The sequence below is a fragment of the Methylocaldum sp. genome, from assembly GCF_035627495.1.
In the GTDB taxonomy this organism is placed as follows: domain Bacteria; phylum Pseudomonadota; class Gammaproteobacteria; order Methylococcales; family Methylococcaceae; genus Methylocaldum.
Window position 1 is genome coordinate 15,467 of record NZ_DASPLO010000150.1, and the last position, 26,999, is coordinate 42,465.

Annotated in this window: 21 protein-coding genes; 17 read left to right on the forward strand and 4 right to left on the reverse strand. The window is 58.3% G+C overall.

Annotation, left to right across the window (positions count from 1 at the left end; translation table 11 throughout):
- Positions 1–57: 57 nt before the first annotated feature.
- Positions 58–750 carry a ComF family protein gene (locus tag VEB01_RS12225; protein ID WP_324875802.1) on the forward strand — a complete coding sequence of 231 codons (693 nt, stop codon included), beginning with the start codon at positions 58–60 and terminating at the stop codon, positions 748–750.
- 407 nt (positions 751–1,157) lie between these two features.
- Here the strand turns inward: VEB01_RS12225 and VEB01_RS12230 are convergent, their stop codons facing one another.
- Positions 1,158–1,364, reverse strand: a complete 207-nt coding sequence (locus VEB01_RS12230; protein ID WP_324875804.1) for a hypothetical protein — start codon at positions 1,362–1,364, stop codon at positions 1,158–1,160.
- Between the two features lie 201 nt (positions 1,365–1,565).
- Here VEB01_RS12230 and VEB01_RS12235 point away from each other — a divergent pair, with 201 nt between their 5' ends.
- The 4 genes from VEB01_RS12235 (at position 1,566) to VEB01_RS12250 (ending at position 7,449) form a co-directional block, all read left to right on the forward strand.
- Positions 1,566–2,825 (forward strand): TolC family protein, encoded by a 1,260-nt coding sequence (locus VEB01_RS12235; RefSeq protein WP_324875806.1) that lies wholly within the window; start codon positions 1,566–1,568, stop codon positions 2,823–2,825.
- On the forward strand, positions 2,822–3,952 hold the full coding sequence (locus VEB01_RS12240; RefSeq protein ID WP_324875808.1) for an efflux RND transporter periplasmic adaptor subunit: 1,131 nt from the start codon (positions 2,822–2,824) through the stop codon (positions 3,950–3,952). Before VEB01_RS12235 ends, VEB01_RS12240 begins: the two co-directional genes overlap by 4 nt.
- Before the next feature lie 3 nt (positions 3,953–3,955).
- Positions 3,956–7,057 (forward strand): efflux RND transporter permease subunit, encoded by a 3,102-nt coding sequence (locus VEB01_RS12245; RefSeq protein ID WP_324875810.1) that lies wholly within the window; start codon positions 3,956–3,958, stop codon positions 7,055–7,057.
- A 71-nt stretch (positions 7,058–7,128) separates the two neighbouring features.
- Positions 7,129–7,449: a P-II family nitrogen regulator gene (locus VEB01_RS12250; protein WP_324875811.1), complete on the forward strand. Its 321-nt coding sequence runs from the start codon at positions 7,129–7,131 to the stop codon at positions 7,447–7,449.
- Between the two features lie 31 nt (positions 7,450–7,480).
- On the opposite strand, the gene xth is transcribed toward VEB01_RS12250, so the two are convergent.
- Together xth and lpxD are read right to left on the reverse strand one after the other, a co-directional pair.
- The gene (gene xth, locus VEB01_RS12255) at positions 7,481–8,248 is read right to left on the reverse strand and encodes an exodeoxyribonuclease III (protein ID WP_324875813.1); all 768 of its coding nucleotides are present in this window, start codon (positions 8,246–8,248) and stop codon (positions 7,481–7,483) included.
- Positions 8,249–8,519: 271 nt separating this feature from the next.
- Entirely contained in the window at positions 8,520–9,581 is a 1,062-nt protein-coding gene (lpxD, locus tag VEB01_RS12260) for a UDP-3-O-(3-hydroxymyristoyl)glucosamine N-acyltransferase (RefSeq protein ID WP_324875815.1), read from the reverse strand.
- Between the two features lie 196 nt (positions 9,582–9,777).
- Between lpxD and VEB01_RS12265 the strand changes: the two genes are divergently transcribed.
- The 12 genes from VEB01_RS12265 (at position 9,778) to gspD (ending at position 24,843) form a co-directional block, all read left to right on the forward strand.
- Positions 9,778–13,476 (forward strand): DUF1631 family protein, encoded by a 3,699-nt coding sequence (locus VEB01_RS12265; RefSeq protein ID WP_324875816.1) that lies wholly within the window; start codon positions 9,778–9,780, stop codon positions 13,474–13,476.
- A 111-nt stretch (positions 13,477–13,587) separates the two neighbouring features.
- Positions 13,588–15,330 (forward strand): type II secretion system ATPase GspE, encoded by a 1,743-nt coding sequence (gene gspE / locus VEB01_RS12270; RefSeq protein ID WP_414675464.1) that lies wholly within the window; start codon positions 13,588–13,590, stop codon positions 15,328–15,330.
- A gap of 5 nt (positions 15,331–15,335) precedes the next feature.
- Complete coding sequence (locus VEB01_RS12275) at positions 15,336–16,553, forward strand: type II secretion system F family protein (protein ID WP_324875818.1); 1,218 nt, start codon at positions 15,336–15,338, stop codon at positions 16,551–16,553.
- 58 nt (positions 16,554–16,611) lie between these two features.
- The gene (gspG, locus tag VEB01_RS12280) at positions 16,612–17,046 is read left to right on the forward strand and encodes a type II secretion system major pseudopilin GspG (RefSeq protein WP_324875820.1); all 435 of its coding nucleotides are present in this window, start codon (positions 16,612–16,614) and stop codon (positions 17,044–17,046) included.
- 112 nt (positions 17,047–17,158) lie between these two features.
- Positions 17,159–17,653, forward strand: a complete 495-nt coding sequence (locus tag VEB01_RS12285; RefSeq protein ID WP_324875822.1) for a GspH/FimT family pseudopilin — start codon at positions 17,159–17,161, stop codon at positions 17,651–17,653.
- Positions 17,643–18,068, forward strand: coding sequence for a type IV pilus modification PilV family protein (locus tag VEB01_RS12290; protein ID WP_324875825.1), 426 nt, complete (start codon positions 17,643–17,645; stop codon positions 18,066–18,068). The genes VEB01_RS12285 and VEB01_RS12290 overlap by 11 nt, the downstream gene beginning before the upstream one ends.
- Before the next feature lie 218 nt (positions 18,069–18,286).
- Positions 18,287–19,054: a prepilin-type N-terminal cleavage/methylation domain-containing protein gene (locus tag VEB01_RS12295; RefSeq protein WP_324875827.1), complete on the forward strand. Its 768-nt coding sequence runs from the start codon at positions 18,287–18,289 to the stop codon at positions 19,052–19,054.
- Positions 19,055–19,059: 5 nt separating this feature from the next.
- Entirely contained in the window at positions 19,060–19,974 is a 915-nt protein-coding gene (locus VEB01_RS12300) for a type II secretion system minor pseudopilin (protein WP_324875829.1), read from the forward strand.
- Positions 19,975–19,979: 5 nt separating this feature from the next.
- Positions 19,980–21,086: a PilN domain-containing protein gene (locus tag VEB01_RS12305; protein ID WP_324875831.1), complete on the forward strand. Its 1,107-nt coding sequence runs from the start codon at positions 19,980–19,982 to the stop codon at positions 21,084–21,086.
- 10 nt (positions 21,087–21,096) lie between these two features.
- Positions 21,097–21,642, forward strand: coding sequence for a type II secretion system protein GspM (gene gspM / locus VEB01_RS12310; protein ID WP_324875920.1), 546 nt, complete (start codon positions 21,097–21,099; stop codon positions 21,640–21,642).
- Between the two features lie 3 nt (positions 21,643–21,645).
- The gene (locus tag VEB01_RS12315) at positions 21,646–22,305 is read left to right on the forward strand and encodes a hypothetical protein (protein ID WP_324875833.1); all 660 of its coding nucleotides are present in this window, start codon (positions 21,646–21,648) and stop codon (positions 22,303–22,305) included.
- Positions 22,306–22,488: 183 nt separating this feature from the next.
- Positions 22,489–24,843 (forward strand): type II secretion system secretin GspD, encoded by a 2,355-nt coding sequence (gspD, locus tag VEB01_RS12320; RefSeq protein ID WP_324875835.1) that lies wholly within the window; start codon positions 22,489–22,491, stop codon positions 24,841–24,843.
- Between the two features lie 115 nt (positions 24,844–24,958).
- On the opposite strand, the gene ftsY is transcribed toward gspD, so the two are convergent.
- Positions 24,959–26,974 carry a signal recognition particle-docking protein FtsY gene (gene ftsY, locus VEB01_RS12325; protein WP_324875837.1) on the reverse strand — a complete coding sequence of 672 codons (2,016 nt, stop codon included), beginning with the start codon at positions 26,972–26,974 and terminating at the stop codon, positions 24,959–24,961.
- Between the last annotated feature and the right edge of the window lie 25 nt (positions 26,975–26,999).

Genomic DNA, 26,999 nt, shown 5'->3' on the forward strand with positions numbered 1-26,999 from the left:
TTTGGGCTGTGGCCGAAACCGGCGATCAAATGCTGTTAACTTCAAAAACCGAAAGACGTGAACAAGTGGCCGAACATTATACAGGATTGGCTCTATCCACCCACCTGTTTGCTATGCGGCGATCGGGGCGGGCCGGGGCTCGATCTTTGCCCGGACTGCCTGCGGTCTCTGCCTTACAACACAATGGCGTGCCCGCGCTGCGCGCTTCCGATCGAGTCGCCGACTCCGCAGGCTTGCGGACGCTGCCAGAAAAAATTGCCGGCTTTCGATTCCGCCTTTGCCCTGTTCCGCTACGACGAACCTGTTCGCCACCTGATCCACTCACTCAAGTTCGGCGCCCGTTATCCTTGCGGGCGACTCTTGGGCACCCTGATGGCGGAAAAGCTGGCGGCACTGCAAGAAAAGCCTTCCGCAATCATGCCGGTTCCCTTGCACCCTAGCCGGTATCGCCAACGCGGCTTCAACCAAGCCAGCGAAATCGCGCGCACGGTATCACGCCGATTGGACATTCCGCTTGATCTACGTAGTTGCTATCGCATCCGATCGACCGCGGCCCAGGCCGAGCTTTCGGCCAAAGAGCGCCGTAAAAACCTGCGCAACGCCTTCGCGGTCAAAACTCCCCTCACACATCAATACGTGGCCATTTTGGATGATGTAATCACCACCGGCGCGACGGTGAACGAACTCGCCGGAGCGTTACGCCGAGCGGGCGTCGCCCGGGTCGACGTCTGGGCTTGCGCGCGGGCCTGACCCGATTTTCAACGATATCGAGAGTTCCGCTTTTGACGCCACGATCCGCTTTTCGCGGGGCACGAAAAACACCCCCGGATTGTTCGATAACATACTGTTTTATTGGGCATCATCCTCATCCATGAAATGAGGGAGGCATTTTTCCGACATCAACCGGTATATCCCCGTAATTCTCGTGGCTTACAGGGTTTTATCACCGATTTGGAACGGTTTATTTAAGACGATTGGTTTGTAAACGATGGGGACGGTGGTTAGAATTCGGGCGTTGTTTCCGCTTTCGTATTGGCTGATCCGCTCACTTTATTTCAAGAATAATGCAACCTTGGGCACCCATCACAATCTTTGCATTCTTTCCTAAGGAACGTGTCGGCTCAATAATCCTTATCGGCTTTTTCTGCGCTCTCATTCTAATTTCCCGCTTTCAGTCCGTTACCGATTTTCCTTACCTCGCGCCCGTCACCGCAGAATTTTCTGCGCAGGAAGAGAATAAGTCCGACCCCCATAAAGATCGGAAGCCATCCGCCGAACATCAGTCGTCCGTCGACGACGATGACGGCCATGACACCGACCGGTATCCGCCCTCTTCCTATCGTTATCTGTTGTTGCGTCCTCATGCGAAGATTCTCGCCACCGGCGAGGCCATAGCTACGGACTGGATTTCCGAACCGACAGTCCCGCCTCCGCGCCGACTCTGATCCATCGCCTTCTGTTTTGACCGGCGGCACGCCTTGATCTGCCGCCTGAGCGTGCACAGCGGATCCGATCCGCCGTGTAGTCGCGCCTTTTGTTCCGAACCCAGAAGCTTGAGGAGATGCATGTTTCAGCGCCGACGGCAATCTTTTTTATATATTTGTGGGCCGCTAGCCTTAGCCGTACTCGGATCGGCTTTGGCCGGCGAGCCTTTGACCCTGAGCCAAATACTTGACCTGACCATCAAGAACAATCCCGAGCTTGTCGCTGCCCGCACCCAAATACAGGGAGCGGAGGGGGATCTGATTACCGCAAAAGCCTATCCCAACCCTGAGCTTCAAGTCGGGGCAGGTGAATCGGTGGCCCGAGACTCGGGCGTCATGCGCGGCGTTTTAGGCGGCGTCGATATCCTCCAGCCTATCGAACTTCCGTTCGTCCGCCGCCCCCGCCGGGAAGCCGGCGAAGCCGGCGTGGAATCGGCCACCGCATCCTACCGGGCCGTCAGCCTCGACGTGCTGACCAGGGCCAAGCAGGCGTTCTACGCCATCCTGAGGCTGCAGGAACTGCTTCGAATGACGGAGTCCAACCGGGAGCTTCTGGCGTCCATACGCGACAAGATCAGGTTGCGCGTCGACGTCGGTGAAGCCTCACGCTATGAACTGGTCAAGGCGGAAGCCGAACTGCTCGGAGCCACCAAAAACCGGGAGAGCGCCGCGTTGCGCGTCGAACAGGCCAAAGCCGCCCTGCGCGCCCTGGTCGGCGGAGCGCTGCCTTCCCAGGTGGAAATCACCGGCGAGTTGCGTTCATCCGAAGAGCCCCCCCTAGATCTCGACAGACTCCGGGACAGCGTATTGCAGAATCACCCGGCCCTGGTCCGGGCGCGCGCGGAAGTCGAGCGGGCGAAGTCTCAGCTGGAGTTGGAACAGGCGCTGCGATATCCCCAGCCGACCCTTAGGACCGGTGTCTACCGGGAGCCCGGCCTGGAGCAGTGGCGGGTCGACGTCAGTCTTCCGCTTCCTTTATGGAACCAGCGACAGGGCCCCATTGCCCGGGCCGCCGCCGAGCGGGCGCGAGCGGACGCTCAAGCGAATCAGCAGCAGTTGAGCCTAATGTACGAACTGGATACCGCGATTACCGCCTACCGCATTGCAAATCAGCAGATCGAGGCCTTCGAATCCGGACTCCTGCGCGAAGCGGAAACTGCGCTGAAAGTCGCCGAAGCCGCCTATCGCCTCGGAGAACGAGGCATTCTCGATTATTTGGATGCCCAGCGCACCTTTCAGGCGGTGCGCGTCGACTATATCAATGCCTTGTTCGACAAGAACGCCGCGCTTCTAGAAATCGAGCGGCTTCGGGCCCAGGAATATCAGGATCAGCCATTATGAAAAAAGTCATCCTTTTCACGCTGCTTGCTCTGGGCGTCTGGCCCGTCTTCGGACAGCAGGAATCCCAAAAGGCCGAGACAACCGCCGAGATTGCCGTTATGGCGCCCCCCTCGTTGCTTCAACGGCTCAAAATCGCGCCGGTCGCATCGGCGGAGATTGGCGAAACCCTTCACCTGCCGGGCCGGGTCATGTTGAACGAGCACCGGGTGGCTCGCGTTGGGCCGAGCGTAAGCGGCCGGGTGACCGATGTCACGGCCTTCGTTGGACAAAACGTGCGGCAAGGCCAGCACTTGGGAACCATCAACAGCACCGAACTGAGCATCGCTCAAGCCGCTTATTTGAAGGCCAAGACTCAGATGAACCTGCGTCGGCTGGCGGTTGACCGGGCGCGCCGGCTGCTGGAAGCCGACGTTATCAGCCGCGCGGAACTCCACGAGCGCGAAAGCGAGCTGACGGAAGTCGAGGTGGAACTCCGGGCCAGCGCCGATCAATTGGCGGTGATGGGGATGAGCGAGGAAGCGATTCGGCGCTTGTCGAGCAGCGGCCAGATCGACTCGGTGATCCCGGTCACGGCCACTCTGTCGGGAACGGTTATCGAACGGGAAATTTCCATCGGCCAGATCGCTCAGCCCGCCGACGACCTTTTCACGGTAGCCGATCTGTCTGAGGTATGGGTGGTCGCCGAAGCGCCGGAGCAGCAAGCCTATCTGGTCGAAACGGGGGGTAATGCCGAGGTGCAAATTCCGGCCCTGCCCGGGCAGAAGATCACCGGCACGGTGATTTACGTGGCGGATATCGTCAATCCCTCGACTCGCACGGTGACCGTCCGCATGGAGGTCAAAAACCCGGAGCGCAAGATCAAGCCGGAGATGCTGGCGACCATGGTCATTCACAGACCGCGAATAACCTCGCTCAATATTCCATCCAAAGCCGTCGTGAGAACCGGCGACCGCGACTATGTCTTCGTACAGGATTCCGAAAACCAATTCATATTGACGCCGGTGTCCCTGGGGCCGGATCTGGGTGGACTTCGCCGGGTGATCGCGGGACTTACCGAAGGACAGCGGATTGTCGTCGACGGCGCATTCCATCTGAACAACGAACGTATCCGCAAGGAACTGGAGTAAGCCATGATCGAAAACTTGATCCGCACCGCGCTCAAGCAGCGGGTGGTGGTTCTGATAATCGCGGTCTGTCTTCTGGCGTTCGGTATTTCGGCGATGCAGCAGCTGTCCGTGGATGCCTTTCCCGATGTGACCAATGTTCAGGTTCAGGTAGCGGCCGAGGTTCCCGGCAGCTCTGCGGAGGAAGTGGAACGCTTCGTGACCGTACCCCTGGAAATCGCCATGACGGGGCTTCCCGGCCTGGTCGAAATGCGCTCGGTGAACCGCAACGCCTTGTCGCAGATCGTCCTGGTGTTTACCGATGAAACCGATGTTTATTTCGCCCGGCAGCTGGTGCTCGAACGCATGATCCAAGCGGCGGACCGCTTGCCGGAAGGCGTCACGCCCATCCTCGGACCGGTTTCCACCGGCCTGGGCGAAGTCTACCAATACACGCTGGAGCGGCCCGACGACGGTGAACGCGCCCTGACCGAGGAGGAACTGACCGAGCGCAGAACCATACAGGATTGGGTGGTGCGCCCCCTGCTCCGCGGCATTCCCGGTGTCGCCGAAATCAACTCGATCGGAGGCTTGGAACGCCAGTACCAGGTCCTTCCCAATCCCGACCGCTTGCGCCACTACGGCCTGACCCTGAAGGACGTCTATACGGCGCTGGCGCTCAACAACGCCAACAGCGGCGGCGGCAAATTGCCGCAATACGCCGAGCAGTACCTCATCCGCGGGATCGGCTTGATTCACAATGTGGAGGATATCGGCAACATCGTCCTCAAGGAAATCGACGGCACCCCCGTCTACATCCACAACGTGAGCGAGGTGCGCATCGGTCATGCGGTGCGCTCTGGGGCCGTCATCAAGAACGGCTATACCGAGGCGGTAGGCGGCATCGTCTTGATGATCCGCGGCGGCAACGCCAAGCAAATCGTCACCCAAGTCAAGGAGCGGATCAATGAAATCAACGAACAAGGGATGCTGCCGGGCGGTCTCAAAATCGTACCGTTCTACGATCGCACCGACCTGGTGGACGCGGCGATCCACACGGTGACCAAGGTATTGATGGAAGGCATCTTCCTGGTGGTGGTAGTGCTGTTCCTGTACTTGGGCGATATCCGCTCCAGCCTGATCGTGGTGGCGACGCTGATCATCACGCCGCTGGTTACCTTCATGGTGATGAACCGCTACGGAATCTCGGCCAACCTCATGTCTCTCGGCGGGCTCGCCATCGCCATCGGCATCATGGTGGACGGTTCGGTCGTGGTGGTGGAGAACGCCTTTCACCACTTGGGCGAGGCCGAAGAGACCGGCGAAAGCCGCAGCTTGATCGTATTGCGTGCCGCTGCCGAGGTGGGCACGCCGGTACTGTTCGGTGTGGGCATCATCTGCCTGGTGTTCCTGCCGCTAATGACGATGACGGGACTGGAAGGCAAGATGTTCGCGCCGCTGGCCTACACCATCGCGATCGCATTGTTCATCTCCCTGATCGTGTCGCTCACCTTGTCGCCGGTGCTGTGCTCTTACCTGCTCGAAGGCGGGGCGGACCACGATACGCGCATCATCGCGTCCATGAAGCGGCCTTATCTGAAGTTGTTGCACTTTGCTTTGGGCAACCCGCTGAAGGTGGTTGCGAGCGCGATCGCTTTGCTGATCGGCAGCCTTTTGCTGTTTCCGTTCCTGGGTACGTCCTTCATTCCGGAGATGAAAGAAGGCTCCATCGTACCCGGCATCAATCGGGTCCCGAGCATGTCGCTGGACGAGTCGATCCGCCTGGAGAGCGAAGCCATGCGCCTGGTGACGGAAGTACCGGGAGTGGCCAAAGCGGTATCGCAGTTGGGACGTAGCGAAAGCCCTACCGATCCGCAACCGGAAAACGAATCCACGCCCATCGTGACGATCAAGCCCCGGGACCAGCTTCCGGAGGGCTGGGATCAGAACGACGTAATGGACGCCATCCGCGACAAGCTCAGCGTCCTGCCGGGCGTGCAGATCGTAATGGCGCAGCCGATCTCGGACCGGGTGGACGAAATGGTGACCGGAGTGCGCTCCGATATCGCCATCAAGCTTTTCGGCGACGAATTGGAGTTGCTGAAGCAAAAAGCCGACGAAATCATAAAGGTGGTCAACTCGATCGAAGGCGCCGCGGACATCCGCGTCGAGCGGGTAAGCGGACAACAGTACCTCACCATCGACATCGACCGCCGAGCCATCGCCCGCCATGGCATCAACGTGGCCGACATCAACGACATCATCGAGACCGCGATCGGCGGCCGCGTCAGCACCGAAATCTATGAGGGCGAGCGGCGATTTTCGGCGGTGGTCCGGTTTCCGGAAAAATTCCGGAATAATCCGCAGGCCATCGGGCAAATTCTGCTGAAATCCCCCAACGGCGCCTTGGTGCCACTAAAAGACCTGGCCGCCATTCGAGTCGTGGACGGACCCGCGCAGGTCAGCCGCGACAGCGCCCGGCGCCGCCTGGTGATCGGCGCGAACGTGCGAGGCCGGGATTTGGGCGGTTTCGTCGCGGAACTGCAAAAAGCCATCGCCGAACAAGTAAAGCTACCGGAAGGTTATTACCTCACCTGGGGTGGACAATTCGAAAACCTCGACCGGGCCATGCACCGCCTGATGGTGATTATTCCCATCACCATCGCGGCAATCTTTTTCCTGTTGTTTCTGCTGTTCAACTCGCTGCGTTTCGCGGCCCTCATCATCCTGGTCCTGCCGTTCGCCTCGATGGGCGGCATCTTTTCGCTGTTCCTCACCGGAGAATATCTATCGGTGCCGGCCTCAGTCGGCTTTATCACCCTGTGGGGCATCGCGGTGCTCAACGGGGTGGTTCTGGTGTCCTACATCAGGAGTCTCCGCGAGGAAGGACTGATCCAGCGGGAGGCCATCATCGAAGGCTGCAAGCAACGGTTTCGGCCGGTGATGATGACCGCCACCGTCGCCATGCTGGGTCTGGTGCCATTCCTGTTCGCCACCGGGCCCGGCTCCGAAGTCCAGCGCCCTCTGGCGATCGTGGTGATCGGCGGGTTGATCACCTCCACCTTGCTCACCCTGGTAGTGTTGCCGACCCTTTACCGATGGTTCGAAGAAAAACGCATCGAAGCGTGAAAGCGTGTTTAAAAGCTACTGCGCGGTTCGCTCGTGACGCTTTTGAAACACGCGCTGATTAAGGAGTCATCATGAAAGAAATCAAAGCCATCATCCAGCCCCAGCGACTGGGGAAGCTCAGAAACGCCTTCCGCCAGATGCGCGGCTTTCCGGGGATGACCGTGAGCCGGGTGGAAGGTTGCAGCCAGCATGACGAACCGGAAGTTAGCCACAGCATACGGGAGGAATTAACCGACTTTTCGCCCAAGGTCCGGGTCGAGATCGTCGCCCCGGACGACAAGGTGGATGAAATCGTCGGGATAATTCTTGCCAATGGTCACACGGGACAGCCGGGTGACGGCATCATTTGGGTCACGGAAATCGGGAACTTTCAGAGGATCCGCATCGAATAGAATCCGCCCCCTTTACGGAAACCGCCTCCGATCAGGCCCGGAACTCCGCCACCACCGGCGCATGATCGGACGGCCGTTCGAGCCTCCTTGGCTCGACATCGATGCGGCAGGCCAGGCAGTTTTCGCCTAATGCAGAACTAACAAGAATGTGATCGATGCGCAGCCCCATGTTGCGACGGAACGCATAAAGACGGTAATCCCACCAGGTGTAGCTCTTCTCGGCCTGTTCGAAACGCCGAAAAACGTCGGTCAAACCCAAGTCGAGCAAGGTGCGAAACGCCTCACGCTCCGGCGTGCTGCACAGAATCCTCTCGCGCCAGGACTCGGGATCGTACACGTCCCTGTCCTCGGGTGCGATGTTGAAATCGCCCAGTACAATCAAGCGCGGGTGACATTCCAATTCAAGGCGCAGGTAATCACGCATCTTGGACAACCAGTCCAGCTTGTAGACGTACTTGTCCGAACCCACCTCCCCGCCGTTCGGCACGTAGAGATTGACGATTCGGCAGCCGGCTACGGTGACGGCAAGAATGCGCCGCTGCGGATCGTCGAAACCCGCCGGATCGGTTACCGGATTGCAGACATCAAGCTTGCTGAGCACGGCCACGCCGTTGTACGTTTTCTGTCCGCTGTAAACCGCCCGATAGCCGGCTTCGGCCAATTCCGCGACCGGAAACTCCGGATCGGTCATTTTCGTTTCCTGAACGGCGAGCACGTCCGGCTGCTCCTGCCCCAACCAATTCAAGACATGAGGCAGGCGCACGCGCAGAGAGTTAACGTTCCAAGTGGCGATTTTCATGGGTACATCGATTTTGTAAGACGGACGTGGCGGCAAAGGATTGCCGACCTACGACTTTGTAGGCTGGAATAAGCGAAGCGTTTCCGGCGTTCCGGCTAGGAAACGCTTACGCCGGTCCATAACAATTATTCCATTCGGCATTCGAGTGAACATTAATTGTAGGGTGGGTTAGCGAAGCGTAACCCACCGATTCGAGGTCACTTGGTGGGTTACGGCCTCGCAGCCTAACCCACCCTACAAAAATTAATTCCTTATTGAAAGCGATTTGGAATTACTCCGTCTTCGCCAACTCCGCAATCTTCTTCTCCAGATTCTTCAGCCGCGTCCACATCTCGTGCAAACGGGGAAACACCGCCATGTTCTTCAGATATTGCTGTAGGGGCTGAGCCGGCCCGCCGGCGTACATGCCGGGTTCCTTGATGCTGTTGTGGAGCCCGGCGCGATGGAGCAGCACGACATCGTCGGCCACGGTGATATGGTCCAAGGTTCCGGTCTGGCCGGAAGCAATGACCCTCTTCCCGAACCGGGTCGACCCGGAAATGCCGGTGTGAGCGCAGAGGATGCAGTCCTCGCCGATTTCCACGTTGTGCCCGATATGGCAGAGGGCATCGACCACGGCCCCGGAGCGGATGATGGTGGCTCCGTAGGTGGCTCGATCGATATTGGTGTTCGCGCCGATCACCACGCGGTCCTCGATGATGACCTTGCCGGTGTGCGGGATGCGGTAATTGCGGCGACGCTCGTCCTGGGCGAAACCGAAACCTTCGGAGCCGATAACGCAGCCCGCCTTCAAGATGACGTTGGCGCCGATCTCGCACTCGTAGCCGACGGTGCAGCGCGGGTGGATCACCGTCTCTCGCCCGATTTTCGCCTTCTTTTCCACCACGGTGTTCGCCATGATGACGACGCCGGGCTCCAGACTCACCTCCGCGCCCAATACGACACCGGGGCCGATCACGGCATCGCCGGGAACCGCGACGCTCTCATGAATCACGGCGGAAGGGTGAACCCGCGGCCACTCGACATCCCGCACATCGCGGTCGGCATAGGCCTGCTTGAGCAGCGCGATGGCCAAGCGAACGTTCGGCGCGACCAGCAGAGACACCCCGGCATCGGTCAATTCCGCGGCAATCGCCTCGGTAGACACCACCGCGGCAGGCTTTAGTTCGCGTACTTGGGGAAGATATTTCACATGATCCACAAACACCAAATCCCCGGGCGCGCAGTCTTCGATAGGCGCAAGGCGGCGGATAGCTTGATCCGGTCCGCGGTGATCGACGATCAAACCCTGAGCCTTGAAACGTTCAAATACTTCCGAGGCGAGTAAATTCATAGATAAATCCAAATACTTGAAGTTGATCGGAAATAATAAGAAGCCGGGAAAGGGCGGGCAACCCCTTTCATCGTGCAGGCTGCCGGCAGCCGGCCTTGTTCGGATCTGCCCTAGATCCGTTCAGGTGCGTCTACACTTAAGTTTTAGCGAGGATGTATTACAGTTCAAATTGTAGAAGCGTGGAGACGCTAAAGCCATGTGGTCCCGATCCGCCAATTCTTCAACTTCTTTCAAAGAAAAGCGGCGTCATAAACGCTTGCCGGCCTCTCAGCAAGCCACGCTTAAGCTCGGCGAAATGGCGGAGCTCCCCTGCGAAATTCGGGACTATTGTAGAGGCGGAGTCTTCTTGCATTTGCCGGATGAAGGCGCGACGCTCAGAGCGTTACGAGACCGGACGAGCGAAACGGTCGAGATTCGCTTCAAACCGCAACAAGAATCGAACGGAAAAACGCTTTGCCTCCAAGGGCGCATCGTCAGGATATCTCAAGCCGGTGCGGGCGTCTCCTTCGCGGAGCCGTTGTCCGCCCAAAGTTTGCTTGCCCTGAGCGAGCTGGCGAAAACGAATGTAGCGCTTGCCTCACAAAACCAATCGAAAGTCGAAGGCTCGGAAATCAACCGGTCCTGCCTTCAGTCTTTGGGAGAGCGCCTGCCCGAAATCACGCGGTACTTCCTTAGCCAAATCGAGCCAGCGCTCATCCAGGCGGCGTCGAGCGCCAAAACCGACGCGGAACAGGCCGCTTACTTCGATGCCATCACCACTTTCAAGAAATCCCAATTCATCGAAAGCGAGTTTACGGCGAAAGCCTTGGCGCAGGCGCAGAATTTCGCAGTTCCCGAAAACGTCGGCGACTCCCCCTCCAAAAGCCAAACCGAACTCTCATTGGTGGATACGAGCGAGTTCGAGGATTGGCTGAACCTTGTCAGCGCAATCGGAAAAATCGAAGCCACCTATCACGCCGAATTGCAGAGCCTGGAACATCGTCTCAGCCGAATAGCGCCGCACCCTATCCATAGGAAGAACAATCCCTATGGACCGATGGCCTTGGGCTTCGCTTTCGGTCAGATCATCAGTACGCTGCCATTGGCCGATCAGGCAAAGAAAGTGGCCTACGAGGTCTTCGAAAGCGCGCTTCGTGATTCGATGGGACAACTGTATTGCCGGCTGGGTGAACTGACCGCCCCGCTAGACGCCAAACCGAAGTTGAGACGGGAAGCTCATGCCGCGAGACCCAATACTTTATCCGAGGGCAATCCCGCCCCACGCGTTAAAACCGATAGCCCTCCCACACAGACGGACAAAGCGCAACTCACGGGCAGCGCTTCCCGAAGCCAATATCCGCTTCATGCACTCCGCGCACCCGCCTCGGCGGTATTCGCCGAGCTAAGCCGATTACCGGGCGCCCATATGACGCAAACCAGCCAGTACGCTGAAAGCTCTACATGGAGCGAAAGGACTTCACAGCTATTGTCCGATTGGGGAACCTCCCAACACCGACTCGACAATCAACATGTCCAATCTCTGAATTTCCTCGGTGCCGTTCTCGACACCGTGCAAGCGGATAACTCGATTGCCGCGGGCGTAAAACCTTTCTTGCAAAAACTGCAGCTTCCTTTAGCCAAAGCCGCCATAAACGATCCCGCACTCTTGGATGCCGATACTCATCCGGTACGCCGGACTCTCGATCTGCTCGACCAACTCTCGTTGGCAGCGGATGAAAACGGGATGATGGACGAAAAGGTCACGCGTCTATTGAGCGAACTGACCGAGCGCATTATCAACGAGGGCAAACAGGACCCGGGCGTATTCGAGAAAGCACGGCAGGCGCTTGAACAACTGACGGCCCCGTTGCAGCGGGCCAAAACGCTTCGAATCGGACGACTACAGGAAGCGTGCGAAGGGAAACAACGCATCGATAGCGCACGCCGTACGGTAGACCGGGAAATCGCCTGCCGTATCAATGGGCGGGTTGTCCCGAAAGCCCTCTTGAATCTGATCGAGACCGGCTGGCGGCAATGGCTGGTCTTGATTTGCTTGCGTCAGGGCCAAGAAAGCAAAGAGTGGCAGGACGGAATCGCGGCCATGGATCAACTGTCGAGCTGGCTGAATCCCGAATCCGCCGCTCCGCCCGATCTTCTGAAGGCACACGAACTGATTGACTTTATCGATGAACGATTAGCGTCGGCGGGTACGGATCAGGCTGCCCAGCGCGCCATTACCGATGAGTTGACAGCACTGCTGATCGGCACCGGACAGCCCAAAGAACGGGGGCGCCCGCAACTCGTATCGGTGCCTCACGACGCCCTTCCCGGAGCTGCCGAGCATCGAATGGACGCGCGGGTGTCCGAACGAGTTAGGCCATTTCGAGTGGGCGACTGGCTGCAAGTAAGTCTCAAGCCAGGGAGTTCCATTCCGCTACGCTTGACCTGGATCGGCGAGAATCCGGCCCGTTATGCGTTTGCCAACCGCAAAGGTGTCAAGCAACTGGAATTGACTGCCGAAGACTTCGCCCGATACCTTGAGGAGAACCGGGCCAGCCCGATCGAGAATCTAGAGCTTCCCCTCGTCGAACGAACCGTCAGCACCTTAATGCAAGCGATGCAGGACCGGCTGCACCATCAGGCGAGCCATGACCCCACTACAGGGTTACCTAATCGCAAGGAATTCGTCCGCCAGCTCAACCGTCATTTCGCTGCCCAGAAAGGCGGCGATGAGGAATACATCTTGTGCATCATGGAAATCGATCAGCTGCGGGTCATCAACGGTTTGTGCGGAATGGAGGCAGGGGATCTTCTGCTGAGCGAGTTCGCCGGCCTGATCAAACAACAAATCGGTCACGATGAGCTTCCGGCGCGCCTTGGCGACAATAACTTCGGGGCTTTGCTACGCTGCGGATCAATCGACGAAGGTTGCCGCCGAGCCGGGATACTGGTCGATGTTATTCGGCAATACCGGTTCAAGTGGGGCACGCGCAGTTTCTCCTGTGGCCTGAATATCGGATTGATCCGGTTTTCGGAGCGGTTCGGCGGCGTCGGATCGATCTTAAAGAATGCCGATGCAGCGTGCATGGCAGCCAGGGAAAAAGGAGGCAATCAGATCCAGGTTTACATGGAGGACGACGAAACCCTCAATGCCCATAAACAGTTGATGGAATGGGCAGGCCGCATCGATCGCCTGCTGGCGGAGAACCGAATGTTCGTGCGCTGCCAAAAAATCGAGCCGATTGTTGGGGAAAACAAGTCGGCTTCGCATTATGAAATTCTTTTGGGCGTTAGGGACGAATGCGAAAGAGTTGTGCCACCGGGCGAGTTCGTGTCAGCCGCCGAGCATTGGAAGCGCATTACGGAGATCGATCGTTGGCAGATCCAGTCCGTGTTTAGATGGATCCGGAACCATCCCGATCAATTTGCGGCCATTGGCGGATTCTCCATCAACTTATCCGGCCAATCGCTCAATAGCGCCGAGTTCCTGGACTTTTTGCAGCCGAAGCTTGCCGGAGCAGACTGGCCGTTGGACAAAATAACCTTTGAAATCACTGAATCTTCTGCGATCGTCGAATTTGCGCAGGCCGAATACTTCATCCGCAAAATCAAGCGCTATGGGTGCAAATTCTCTCTGGACGATTTCGGCAGCGGCTTTTCATCCTATGCCTACCTCAAGAACCTCCAGGTCGATTATCTCAAGATCGACGGCTCGTTCGTCAGAGATATGGCAAGCAATGACGCCGATTACGCCATGGTCAAATCGATGAATGAAATTGGCCATTCGCTTGGAATAAAAACTATCGCCGAATATGTCGAGAACGACGCCATCCTAGAGAAACTTCGCGAAATCGGCGTCGATTACGCACAGGGATATCACATAGGCAAACCGATTCTTATTGAAGATTTAGTGTAATATGGCCATCCGCCTCTGCCGGAAAAGTAAAAAAATTTCGGCACCGATCCGGCACTTTTAGATCTTTTAAGGTCTAAGGCGCTTTGCCTTATTCGAGAGAAGACTTTGGCCATTGCATCGCAACAGCTAAATCAGCCGGCAATCTGCCCGGAAACTGTTACGGAACGCCCTTACGAGCGTTTTGCCGATGAACTCGTCAAGCGCGGGAAGGTGCGCGAGGCAGAGATCCACCGCGCAAAACGCTTGGCGGCACAAACCGACGAGCAGAAGCTGCCGGCGCTTCTGGTCAGGCTGGGCGTCGTTTCCGAGCGCGACACGGCGGAAATTTTGGCCGAGGTCGGATCGCTGCCCTTGGTGTCGCCCACAGACTATCCGGACACATCCCCGCTTCCCGATACCTTGGCCGTCCGGTTCCTCAAAGAAAATCACGTGGTCGGCGTTGCCGCCCAGGATAATGAATTTGTCGTGGCGGTTGCGGACCCGTTCGACCGCGAGCTATTGGCCGCCCTCACCCTGGCCTGCGAAAAACCCGTGCGCCCCTATGTGGGACTGCCCTCCGAGATCGACCGCGCGCTCGAACAGCAACTCGGCTCCGGCAAGACCCTTATGGGCCAAATCGTCGAGGATTTGGGCAGCGACGAAGAAATCGACGAAGCCGACGTGGAACACCTCAAGGACCTGGCCTCCGAAGCGCCGGTGATCCGGATGGTCAACCTGATCATGCAGCGGGCGGTGGAATCCCGGGCATCCGATATTCACGTCGAGCCGTTCGAAGAGCGCCTCAAGGTCCGCTTCCGGGTCGACGGCGTGTTGCGCGAGGTGGAGGCTCCGCCGGTCCGATCCACCGCCGCCGTCATTTCGCGCATCAAGATCATGGCCAAGCTCAATATCGCCGAGCGCCGGCTTCCCCAGGACGGGCGTATCAAGCTGCAAGTGCAGGGCAAGGAACTCGACCTGCGCGTCTCCACCGTACCGACCATGTACGGCGAAAGCGTGGTCATTCGCCTATTGCACAAGGAAAGCATCGCCTTCGACTTTTCCTCCCTCGGCTTCGAGGGCGCGATGCTCGATCGCTTCCTGGATGTGCTGGCGCTGCCCCATGGCATCATCCTGATCACGGGACCCACCGGCAGCGGCAAAAGCACCACGCTTTACACGGCGCTGCACAAGCTCAATACGCCCGAGCGCAAAATCATCACCGTGGAAGATCCGGTGGAATATCAGCTGGAGGGCGTCAACCAAATCCAGGTCAAGCCTCAGATCGGACTGACCTTCGCCAATGCGCTGCGCTCGATCGTCCGGCAAGACCCTGACGTCATTATGATCGGCGAAATGCGCGACCTGGAAACCGCCCGCATTGCCGTGCAATCGGCACTCACCGGCCATTTGGTGTTGTCCACGCTGCACACCAATGATGCCGCAGGCGGCGTGACCCGCCTCATGGACATGGGCTTGGAGGATTACCTCATCACCTCCACCGTGAACGGCATCCTGGGACAACGACTGGTGCGCCGCCTCTGCCCGAATTGCCGCGAATCCTATCCCGCAATGACCGAGATGGTCGAAGAAATGAGGCTGGCAAGGTTCACCGCCGACAGCCCGGTAGTTCTCCATCGGCCCAAGGGCTGCGAGGAATGTGATGGAACGGGCTACCGGGGCCGCCTCGCGATCCAGGAGTTCCTGGTCATGAGCGATGCCGTCCGTCGTCTGGTGATGAACCATGCCCAATCCCGCCAGATCGAAGAGATGGCCTTGCAAGAAGGTATGCACACCATGTACGAGGACGGCTTGCGCAAGGCCGTCATGGGTCTGACCACGATCGAGGAAATTCTGCGCGTGACTTCGGATAGCTAAGGATTATGACTCTTTACATCTACAAGGCCGTGGACCGGGACGGAGAAACGGTGGAAGCGGAACGGGAAGCCGCCGACGAAAGCACCTTGATCATGGCCTTGCAAAACGAGGGCTTTTTGCCGATCAGGGTTTCGCCGGCAAAATCGCGGCCGTTCGCCTGGTTGAATCTGGGGCGCAACAAGACTCGGATTTCCCAGAAACAAATCGCCCTGTTCACGCGCGAACTGCTGACTTTGCTTCACGCCGGGCTGCCGCTCGATCGGGCGCTGACCGTGTTGCTTGAACTGACGGCGAATGATCCGGCATTGAACGGTCTAATCGCCAAAGTGCTGGACTCGGTCAAAGGCGGAGCACAGCTGTCCGATGCACTGGAAGCCCAAGGCGGAGTTTTCTCGCGTTTCTATCTCAACCTGATCCGCGCCGGCGAGGCGGGCGGCGCACTGGAACAGGTACTGGAACGTTTAACCGATTACCTGGAACGCTCCAAGGAGCTTCGCGATACGGTCACCACCGCGCTGATCTATCCCGCCATCCTGGTCACCATGGCGGTTTTGTCGTTGCTGCTGCTGTTAACCTTCGTGGTGCCGCAGTTTACCGAGATGTTCGAATCGGCCGGCAAGGATCTCCCCGTACCGACCCAGATCGTGATCGGCGTGGCCGGGGGATTGCGATCCTACTGGTGGGCATTGCTGGTTCTGGTCGTAGGCGTGACCAGCTATTTCCGCTATCAGTTCGCGGACCCGGAGCGTCGGCGGGTATGGGATGGACGATTGTTGAACCTGCCCTTGGTCGGAGACCTGATCCGGAAACTCGAAGTCGCCAGTTTCAGCCGCACCCTGGCGACCTTGCTCGCCAACGGCGTCTCCATGCTGGCGGCGCTGACCATCGTCAGGGAAACGCTTGGAAACCGGGTTGTCGCCGAAGGGGTCGGCGTGGCCGTGGAAAGCCTGAAGGGTGGCGGAAGCCTGTCGGCGCCCCTGATCGAGATCGGCCTGTTTCCCACCCTAGCCATGCAGATGATCAAGCTGGGCGAGGAATCCGGCCATTTGGCCGAGATGCTGGAGCGCGTCGCGGTCACTTACGACAAGGAGATCAAGATTTCCGTACAGCGACTGTTGGCGCTGCTGGAGCCCGTTTTGATCGTGGGCTTGGGCATCATGATTGCCGGAATCATCATTTCGATTCTGATGGCGATCTTGAGCGTCAACGATCTCGCCTTTTAACGCCTTTTTTCACAATTCATCCTTACACTAATTCGTTTTACTTATGAGTCGTACCGTTATGCAAAAACATCGACGCCATATCCGCGCTCAGCGCGGCTTTACCCTGATCGAACTGCTGGTCGTGCTCGCCATCATCGGCTTGTTGGCCGGGCTGGTCGGGCCTCAGGTCGTTAAACATTTAGGAGAGTCCAAAACCAAGACTGCTCGCCTGCAAATCGAGGAACTCTCTTCCGCGCTGGACATGTATCGATTGGATGTGGGCCGCTACCCGGCCACGGACGAGGGTCTCGCGGCACTCATCGAGCAACCTAGCAACGCAAAAGTTTGGAACGGCCCCTACCTCCGCAAGAAAAAGGTTCCGGCCGATCCCTGGAACAATCCTTACCATTACGCTTCCCCCGGCCAGCACGGCAAATTCGATCTTTTCACCCTGGGGGCGGATAACACCGAGGGCGGCGAAGGCGAGGACCAGGACATCGCGAGCTGGGAGTAAGTAAACGTGTCGTTCGAATGCCTTCGGCTTGAAAATCGGCTACGGGCGAGATTCACGAAATGCATTTCGACGCCGGGCATCCCGTAGCTTCGGATGCCCCACTCGGGTGACCATGCATAAGGTTCACCGTCCGCACGCGTTCCTCCCCGCCCAGACCGTCAGACCCTCCCGGTCATCTGGATTTACGCTGCTGGAGATGTTGTTGGCGCTGTTCATAGCGGCCGCTCTAACAGCCGTGGCGGTACCGAACGTCACTCCGCTGCTGACCCGCTCCCAGCTCACCGCAGCCACGCGAGATGTCGCATCCGGTCTACGGTACGCGCGAGGCCAGGCGCTTAGTGGAGGGCATGAGGCAACGTTCGAGCTGGATGTGGATCACAGAATCTATCGGGTCAGCGGTCGCCGAAAAAACTTTTCATTACCCGACAGCGTCCACCTCAGCCTTTACACCGCCGAGAAGGAAGCCGGAGAAGAAGGGGTCGGCAACATCCGTTTTTTTCCGGACGGCTCATCGACCGGTGGGCGCGTTACTTTGGAAGCGGCTGGGAAAAAGCGCCTGGTGGATGTCAATTGGCTCACCGGAGAGGTCGTGATCCGTGAGGAATAGTGTCGGTGTCCGCCAGAGCGGATTCTCCCTGCTCGAAATCCTGGTCGCTTTCGCCATACTGGCGCTAGCCCTGGGCGTGCTGCTGCGCATCTTCGGCGGCTCGGGGCGTGTCGCGGGACTCGCCGACAATTATGCGCGCGCCGTGGTGATTGCCGAATCCCTGCTCGCGGCGGCCGATGTGGAAACCCCTTTGCAGCCGGGTGAAACAAGCGGCGAAATCGACGCGCTTTTTCACTGGACGATGCGCGTAAGCCCCTATCAAGGCGAGGAAGATATCTCATTTGCCGAGAACTTGCCGATCGCGCCTTATCAGGTGGAGCTCAGCGTAGAATGGGGGGACGGCGACGAACGACGCTCGTTCGAGATGACGACCCTGAGGCTGCTGCCTAACAAAACGGGGATCACCGGCTTTTGATGATGACCGCATACAAACAGCGGACCAGCTCCGAGCTTGTGAAAAAACCGTCGCGAGCGGCCCAAGTCCGCGCCGACAAATCGGCAGGGCGAGACGCAATGCGGCGAGCGGGCAGGCCAGGGAAGGACTGCCCCGGACTCGCGGGCGAAGCCGGACGGCGTAGCGCGGCGAGGCCGATTTGCACAGCGGAGCTGCCCAGAGGGTGCCGAACAGGGAGTGTGCGGCATGACCAATCGGCAGGACAAGCCGATTGGCACGGCAAAGCCGCCCGCAGGGTGCCGGGCATGGAAGCCCGGCATGAAAAGCGCAGGCGTACAAGCGAGTACGTTGAGCATCGCAGGTGCGGAATCGGGACGCGCAGCAGGTCTTTTCACAAGCTCTCCGGCTTTACGCTGATCGAAGTCCTCATAGCCACTACCCTTCTTGGCGTCATGATGCTTTTGTTATTCGGCAGTCTGCGTATCGGCGTAACGAGCTGGGATAGCGGCGAAGACAAGATGGCGCGGGCAAGCCGGCTGTTTCTTGTGCAAAACTTCTTGCGCAACCACATCGGAAGCGCTTTGCCTCTGGTTGAGATGGAAGAGTCCGAAGGCTCCGGCATTTCCTTAAGAGGCGGGGAAGACTGGCTCGAATATGTTTCCACATTGCCGCCCCAGGTCAGGTCGGGCGGCCTTTATCGCTTTAGATTATATGTCGCCAAAAACGGGCATCAGAACGACCTAAAGCTCGCCATGCGGCCCTATGTCTCAAATCAGGATTCCACCGAAGCGGCCGAGCCGATCGAAGACGTCTTATTACTGGAGAAATTGGATAAACTCACACTTTCCTACCTGCCGGAAAATCTCCAAATCGGCCAACAGAATAATCCGACCTGGCTTCGGGAATGGCAACAAGCCTTGCTGCCGATGCTGATTCAGGTACAAATCGAGCCGGAGGACGAAGAACCTTGGCCTACTTTAGTGATCGCGCTCAGAACTCATAGATAATACCTATGGCGTTCCACCCCCGAGTAGGGCAACAGGGCGTAGCCCTGATTTTGGTGCTCTGGATATTGGCCTTGATGACCATCATGGCGGGCAGCTTCGCGTTGTCGACCCAGCGGGAAACCTCGTTGGTGACCAATGCTCGGGAACGAGCCAAGGCAGTGGCCTTGGCCGATGGCGGCATACACTATGCCATGTTCATGCTAAACCTGCCGAATGTAACCGAGCGTTGGCATGGAGATGGCACTCCCAATCGATGGGCATTCAACGGTGTCCCCATTGAAATACGTATTTACGATGAGGCGGGGAAAATCGATCTCAATGCCGCCCGCGAATTGACGTTACGAACTATATTGGCGAAATTAATCCAGAATGAAGATCAGGCGGTAAAATTGACGGATGCCATTTTGGACTGGCGCGACGGTGATGATACGAAGCGCCTCAATGGGGCGGAATCCGCCGAATACCGCGCCGCCGGGCTCGATCAGATGCCGCAAAACCGCAACTTTCTTGTGTTGGAGGAACTCCGTGGAGTTTTGGGGATCACACCCTCGCTCTACCGAAAACTGGAGCCCTTATTCACCCTTTACACCAATGTCGATGGTATCAACCCGGCAAAGGCATCGAAAAGCGCTTTATTGGCATTGATGGGCGAGAACAGCCAGGCGGTGGACGCCTTCGTCACCGCTCGGGAAGCAGGGGACGAGAACATACCGCCTCCGCCGTTTCCACCAATCCCCGGAGTTCGATTCCACGCGTTCGGGGATTCGGTTTACACGATTCGCGCCCAACCCGCATCGCGGAACCATTCCGAACCGCCGGCTACGGCGGTCGTCAGACGGGAAGCTAGACGCCCGGGGGGAATCCCCTTTGTTTTCCTGAGATGGAAGCCGCAAACAGCCGGCGTAACGGCTGATCAATAGTACACATGCTGAAACTCGATACGCCGATCAATCTCGATGTCGCCAGATTTCTCCACTGGTGGCGCGGCGAGTTGTCCTTTCTCGTCCCTGCGAGATTGAGAAAACTCTTAGGCAAGGCCAGCGAATACCTGGTATTGACGAAAGACGACGATGGCCTGAACGCGGTTTACCACGACGACGAAGGAATCCGTCCGCTGGGCCATTTCACCTTGGACGATGGCGGCAGCCGGAAACGGGAACGCCTCCTGGAAAGCATGCCGACCCTGACGGAGGCGAAAGTCCTCCTGAGATTGACCCCCGGCCAGGCCATGCGGAAGACGCTAAAGCTTCCGCTGGCGGCGGAAGAGAATTTAAGCCGGGTGGTGGCGTTCGAAATGGATCGCCTGACCCCCTTCAAGAGCGACCAGGTTTATTACGCGGCGCGCCAGCTGGAGCGATCGCCGGCAACCCGCCAGATCACGGTGGAACTCATCTTGACCCCGCGCAATAAACTGGATGCCTTGCTGGAAGAACTGGCCGTTTGGGGCTGGCGGCCGAACATCGTGGACATGGCGGGCGACTCCCCGCTCGGCGCCTACGATTTGTTGCCCGAGAAGTACCGGTCGCCGCGAAACCCATGGCCTTACAGGATTAATTTGGCGCTGGCCGCGTTGATCGTTTTGCTCGTGATCGTGTTGGGCGTTCTGCCGATCTGGTCCAATCGCTCGCTCGCATTGGACCTGGAGCAAGAGGTAAAAAAGGCTAGCAAGACCGCAAAAGAAGTCGAGTCCTTGCGCCACGAGATGGAAGATCTGGTGCACCAAACGAGATTTCTTCAGCAAAGGAAGCGCGCAGAACCGGCCATGGTGGATATGCTGCAGGAGTTGACCGACGTTATGCCCGATCAGACCTGGCTCAACGGCTTGCAGTACCGAGACCACCGGCTCGTCATACAAGGACAATCGCCGTCCGCTTCGGCTTTGATCGAACTGATCGAGGCGTCGCCCTTTTTCCAAAATACCAGTTTTGTATCACCGGTAACGAAAGACACGGCCAGCGGGCTGGAACGTTTCCAGATCGCCAGCGAGGTCGTCAACGGGAGGTTTTCTGAAAAACCGGCTTCTTCTGAATAAGCCCCGGCTCCTGGCCCTCGGATTGCTCGCCGGCATCATCGCCGTGCTCTATCTGGCGGCGATCGCTCCGGTAGTCGATCTTGCCCGGGAATACGGCGAATCCGTCGACGATTTGCGGTTTCGCCTGCAGCGCTACCAAAAAGTCGCGGCGGAAAAGGACAATTTGCTCGCAAGCCTAGAACAGATCAAGGCCGCAGGACAGCAAGACGAGCGCTTTATCGCACGTGACTCCGCCGCACTGGCTTCCGCCGATCTGCAGTCGATGGTCAAGGAAATCGTGAGTCAGGCCGGCGGCGAACTGACCAGCACCCAGGTGATACCCGAACGGAAGGAAGAGAATTTCACCCGAATTTCCGTAAAAGTACGCGTGAACGGCAGCACCAATGTGCTGCGCGACGTTTTGCATAGCATTGAATCCTCAAAGCCCATGCTGTTCGTGGAAAACCTCAATATACGGCCGATTCGGATGCCTCGCAATCCGGCGGCCAAGCAGTCCCAGCCGGTCGACAAGCTGAGCGTGGATTTCGACGTCATCGGTTACATGCAGGCCAGTTAAGCCATGAGCAAATGGTCCCGCGATAATTTGTTAACCTTGATTCTGGCCGGCGTTACGGCCTTGCTGCTCATCGGCGTCGCCATCGAATCGGCCGTATTGGAAGACAAGCGGTCAATCGCGCCGGTTTCTTCGGAAAAAGCCTCGAATTCGGAAGCAACCGAAACGGTCGATGCCGAGGATGTTGAGCTGCCCGATATTCAGGAATACGAAGCGATCGTCCAGCGTCCGTTGTTTATGGAAGGCCGCCGTCCCGGCGCGGAAGGTGGGGAAACGACAGCCACGACTGCACAGGATACGCCGTTGACGGTGAAGCTGATGGGGGTCGCTTTCTCTCCGTCGGACAAGACCGCGCTTTTCGTAGACGCAAAAGGCAAGTACAAGCGATTGAAGAAGAACGGCTCAATCGACGGTTGGACCCTGGTCGATTTCGGCCAGGACAGAGTGACGCTGCAGCAGGGCGATGAACAAAGGGAGCTGATGCTGCTTAAACCCAAACCCAAGACGGCACCGGGTCAGCCCCAGCAAACACCGCAGCAGCCGGCCCCCCCGCCGAGACCGGTAACGCCTCCGCCGCCTCCGGTGGAAGAAATAAGCGAAGAAGCCGAAGTTATCGAGGAAGAAGAAACCGTCGACGAAGAAGCCGTTACCGAAGAAGCCGAGTAACCGGATCAGTAATAGAATCCTCGCTAATAAAACAGGCCGCACGGAGCGCCAACTATTGCTAGCGGTTAACACACTGTGCCGCACTCGGAAAGTGAAATCTTTATTTTCGCGTTCCTGCTCGAAAAACATCAGGATGTCGGTTTTTCGAGGTTTCACCTAAGAAGCCAAAGACGAAAAGGGTCTATGCACAAAACAACAAGTCGATTCGTAATTGCACCGCTAGTGGTTGCCTTGGGGTTTTCCGGATGCGAATACATTAAGCCATATGCAACCAAGCCGCCGTCCTTACCGGAGAATTTAACGGGCGAAGGTCGGAAAGCCGAGACTACCGTTCCGGTGCAAACCGAACCGCTCGTCCAGGAGCCGCCGAGACCGCCCGAATACTACCCTCCCTCCGGTAGCGTGATCGGCCCCGGCGCGCCTGTCGAGAAACGGCCTGCGAAAGAGGGAAAATACACCCTGAATTTCGACGATGCCGATCTGGGGGAAGTAGCCAAAGTCATACTGGGCGACATGCTAAGGGTTAACTATGTTTTAAGCCCCAAAGTGGCCGGTAAGGTAAGTCTGCAAACGACCCGCCCCTTGGCCGACGATGAACTGCTTCCCACCCTGGAAATGCTGCTCAAGATGAACGGAGCGGTATTAATCCGGGACAAAGGGCTCTACCGCATCGAACCGGATGCCACTGCGACCGCCGACGCACCGGGCGCGCGACTGGGAGTCGCTGGCCAGACGCTGCCTGCAGGCTATCAATTGCGGGTAGTGCCTTTACGTTACGTGGGCGTGCAGGAAATGCAAAAGGTCATTGAGCCCATGATGCCGCCCAAGTCCATCATCCGCGCCGATGAAAGCCGGAACGTCATGGTCTTGGCGGGAACCAGCGAGGAACTAGAGGGTGTGCTCGAAACGATCCGCATGTTCGACGTCGATTTCATGCGCGGCATGTCGGTTGGACTGTATCCCCTCAAAAACGTCGAACCCGCGACGATAGTGGAAGAACTCGACAAGGTGCTGGGGGATACGGCCAAAGGCCCGCTGGCTGGCGTAGTCCGCTTGTTGCCTATCGAACGGCTCAACGCCGTCTTGGCGGTGACCCCCCAGCCGCGCTATCTGGACGAAGTGGAAACCTGGGTGGAACGACTCGACCGCTACAGCAGCACTCGGGCAGGCGGGGTCCATGTCTATCGGGTACAGAACGTGGACGCCGTGGAACTGGCGGAAACATTGTCCAATATATTCGGCGGAGGCGCGGGGCAGCGGCGGGCGCCCGGTCCCTCGCTGGCACCGGGCATGCAGAGTACGACCATCGGAGGTGGCGGGAGCGGAGGTTTCGATCAAACCGGCGACGGCATCACATCCGACACCGGATCGGTGGGAACCTTGGGCGGCGGTACGGGAAGCTCGCTCGGCAGCACCACCTCGACGCCGAGCCGCTTCGGCTCCACGGCGGGAGGCTTAGGTGGTACTACGGGAGGCTTAGGCGGTGTAAGCGGTACCACGGGAGACTTAGGCGGCCGAAGAACTGGCGGTCTGGGTACGAGAGGCGGGATTAGGGGGGCTCGCGCCGCCCGAGCCGGCCGCGGTGCAGCGGTTGCCGAACTCGGCGGTGTTCGCATCGTTGCCGATCCGGCCAACAATGCTTTGATCATTACCGCCAGGGCGCAGGAGTACAAGGAAATCGAAGCGGTGATCAAGGAATTGGACATCATGCCCTTGCAGGTGCTGGTGGACGCCACGATCGTGGAGGTCAGCCTGACGGGCGATCTGCGATACGGCTTGCAGTGGTTTTTCAACCACGGGTCCGGAGCCGCGGTACTTGGAAGTCAGATCGAAGACATTGCGCAAGCCGCGGCGCTGGCTGGCGGATTCACCTACTCATTGGTCGCTGCGGGCAGAGACATCCGGGTGCAGCTGAATCTTCTGGCCCACGACAACAAAGTCAACGTGATTTCCTCGCCCTCCCTGATGGTGTTGAATAACCAGGAAGCCCAGATCAACGTGGGCGATACCATTCCCCTCGCGACCGCCCAAACGACCGGGCTCGCCGGCGTCGGCGCCACCAACCAGCCGACCATAACCAGCAGCTTTCAGTATGTCGATACCGGCGTCATCCTCCATGTCCGCCCTCGCGTCAACGCGGGAGGACTGGTGACTCTGGAGATCACGCAAGAAGTCAGCACGCCATCGCCCACCACAGTAGGGAATACGTCTACCTTCATCATCTCAAAGCGAGCGATCGAAAGTGCGGTAGCGGTCGGAAATGGCGGGACCATAGCCTTGGGCGGCCTAATCAGAGACAATCACACCAAAGACATAACGGGTATACCAATCTTGAGCAGGATTCCCTGGATCGGTTCCTTGTTCGGATCTACCCAAAAGACGCTCAATCGAACCGAACTGGTCGTACTCCTGACACCGAGAGTGGTTCAGGAGAAAAAGGATATCGGCGCGATCACGTCCGAATTCAAACGAAAACTCACCGGACTTTTCGAAGAAACGGGTCGGCCCGGCGAGTTGAGGCTCAAGACCAGGGATTAGAACACGCCCGGCACTGTGCGTCTGATTGCGCAGGCCGGGCTCTGATCAAGCGCCTTGGGCACGCGCCGGCTCAGACGTGTTCACGGCATTATCATTCGCGCGATCTGGCGTCCGATCACTCGGCGAATAATGCATCTACGAATTTCCGCGCGTCGAAATCCTGCAAGTCATCGATGCCCTCGCCGATCCCTATGAACCGGATCGGCAGCCCGAACTGCTTGGCCAGGGCGAAGATGACGCCGCCCTTGGCGGTGCCGTCGAGCTTGGTGAGCGCGATCCCCGTCAGCCCGACCGCTTCGTTGAACAGCTTGGCTTGCGAAATCGCATTTTGGCCGGTGCTCGCATCGAGCACCAAGAGCACCTCGTGCGGCGCGGTCTCGTCGAGCCTGCCCATGATGCGTTTGATCTTGCTGAGCTCCTCCATGAGATGCGATTTCGTATGGAGACGCCCCGCCGTATCGGCGATGAGCACATCGATGCCCCGCGCCTGGGCCGCTTGCACCGCATCGTAGACGACCGACGCCGAATCGGCCCCGGTGTGTTGGGCGATCACCTGGACGTTGTTCCGGTCACCCCAGGTTTGCAATTGCTCTACGGCCGCGGCGCGGAAGGTATCGCCGGCCGCCAGCATGACGCTGTGTCCCTGGCTTTGAAGGCGTTTGGCGAGCTTGCCGATAGTCGTAGTCTTGCCCACGCCGTTCACGCCTACGACCAGGATAACGAAGGGCCGAGTCTCCGCCGGAATGTCGAGCGGAACGCTGACGGGCCGGAGGATCTCGTACAAATACTCGCGGAGGCTGGCCGCCAAGGTGCCGACATCGTCAAGCTGATGCCGCTCCAAGCTTTCCGTGAGATGGCGAACGATGTCCTGAGTCGCTGTCACGCCGATATCGGCCATCAACAACTGGGACTCGATATCTTCCAAAACATCGCGATCGATGGCTTTCTTGCCGAGGGCGAGCGTCCCGAGAAAGCCGGTGAGACCACTGCGGGTTTTCCCGAGCTGGCTTTTGAGCCGAACGAACATGCCTTCCGGCGTGGGCCGTGCAGGTACCTTTTCGACGGGAAGCGGCGGAACGATCGGCGGCAAGACCTCGGCAGGCGGTGCGACACTGATGCGCTCGGCAGCCGCCTCGCGCGCGGGCATTTCAGCCTCAACACGTCGAGGCAGACGAAGATAAAAATGAACATGGACCAGATTCAGCCAAAGCAGTGCAGCCACGGCGTGGTGCGCGACCGCTACGGCAACCGGCATACGCAGCAGAACCGCTGCGATCCCCAAGCTGATCTGTGCCAGCAGCAAAAAGCTGAGAAGCACGCCGGCCTTGCTCAGGCGAGGCACTTTGCGGTTCGAGGTGATCCCTGTAGCCAGCACGCTGAGCACCAGAAAAACCGCTATGGCGCCCACGCGGTGCGCCCAATGGATGGCGACGCGGGCGTCCAGCGGCAATCCGCCTTTTTGATAATCGGCGCCACCGATACCTCGCCAAAGCGTAAAACCCTCGGCGTAATCGGCATCAGGCCAGAAAGAGCCCAGACAGGTGGGAAAATCCGGGCAGGACAGCGCGGCGTAATTCGACGATGTCCATCCGCCCAAGAAAATCTGCGCGAACAGCAATAACAAGGAGAAACCGCTCAAGCGGCGCAGCCACCGGGTATCTCCGACCGGCGGCGTTTTCGGACTCACCGTGAGGTACAGCCAATACAATAGGGCAAGCGTAAGAAACCCTGCCAATAGATGGGCCGTGACGATGACGGGCATAACCAGGAATTTCACGGTCCACATACCGAGAAGCGCCTGCCCGACCACAAGAGCAAGGGTTGCATAGGTCAATGCGATCGCTCTACCCCTGTTTTCCCGCACCCGAAACACCAGTCCGGCGAGTACGAGAACAAAAACGCCCAAAGTGCCGGCAAGATAGCGATGGATCATCTCTTTCCAGGCTTTGGCCGCGTCGAACGGGGCATGCCGCAACGCTTCGGCAATCTGCGGTTCCTCGACGATCATCTTTCCATAACAGCCAGGCCAATCCGGACAGCCCAGCCCGGCATCCGAGATACGGACATAAGCGCCCATCGCCATTACGCAAAATGCGAGAATCAGGGAAAAGAGAGTTAGGTTTCTGAACATAGTCTTGTTATTGTCGTGTCAATGT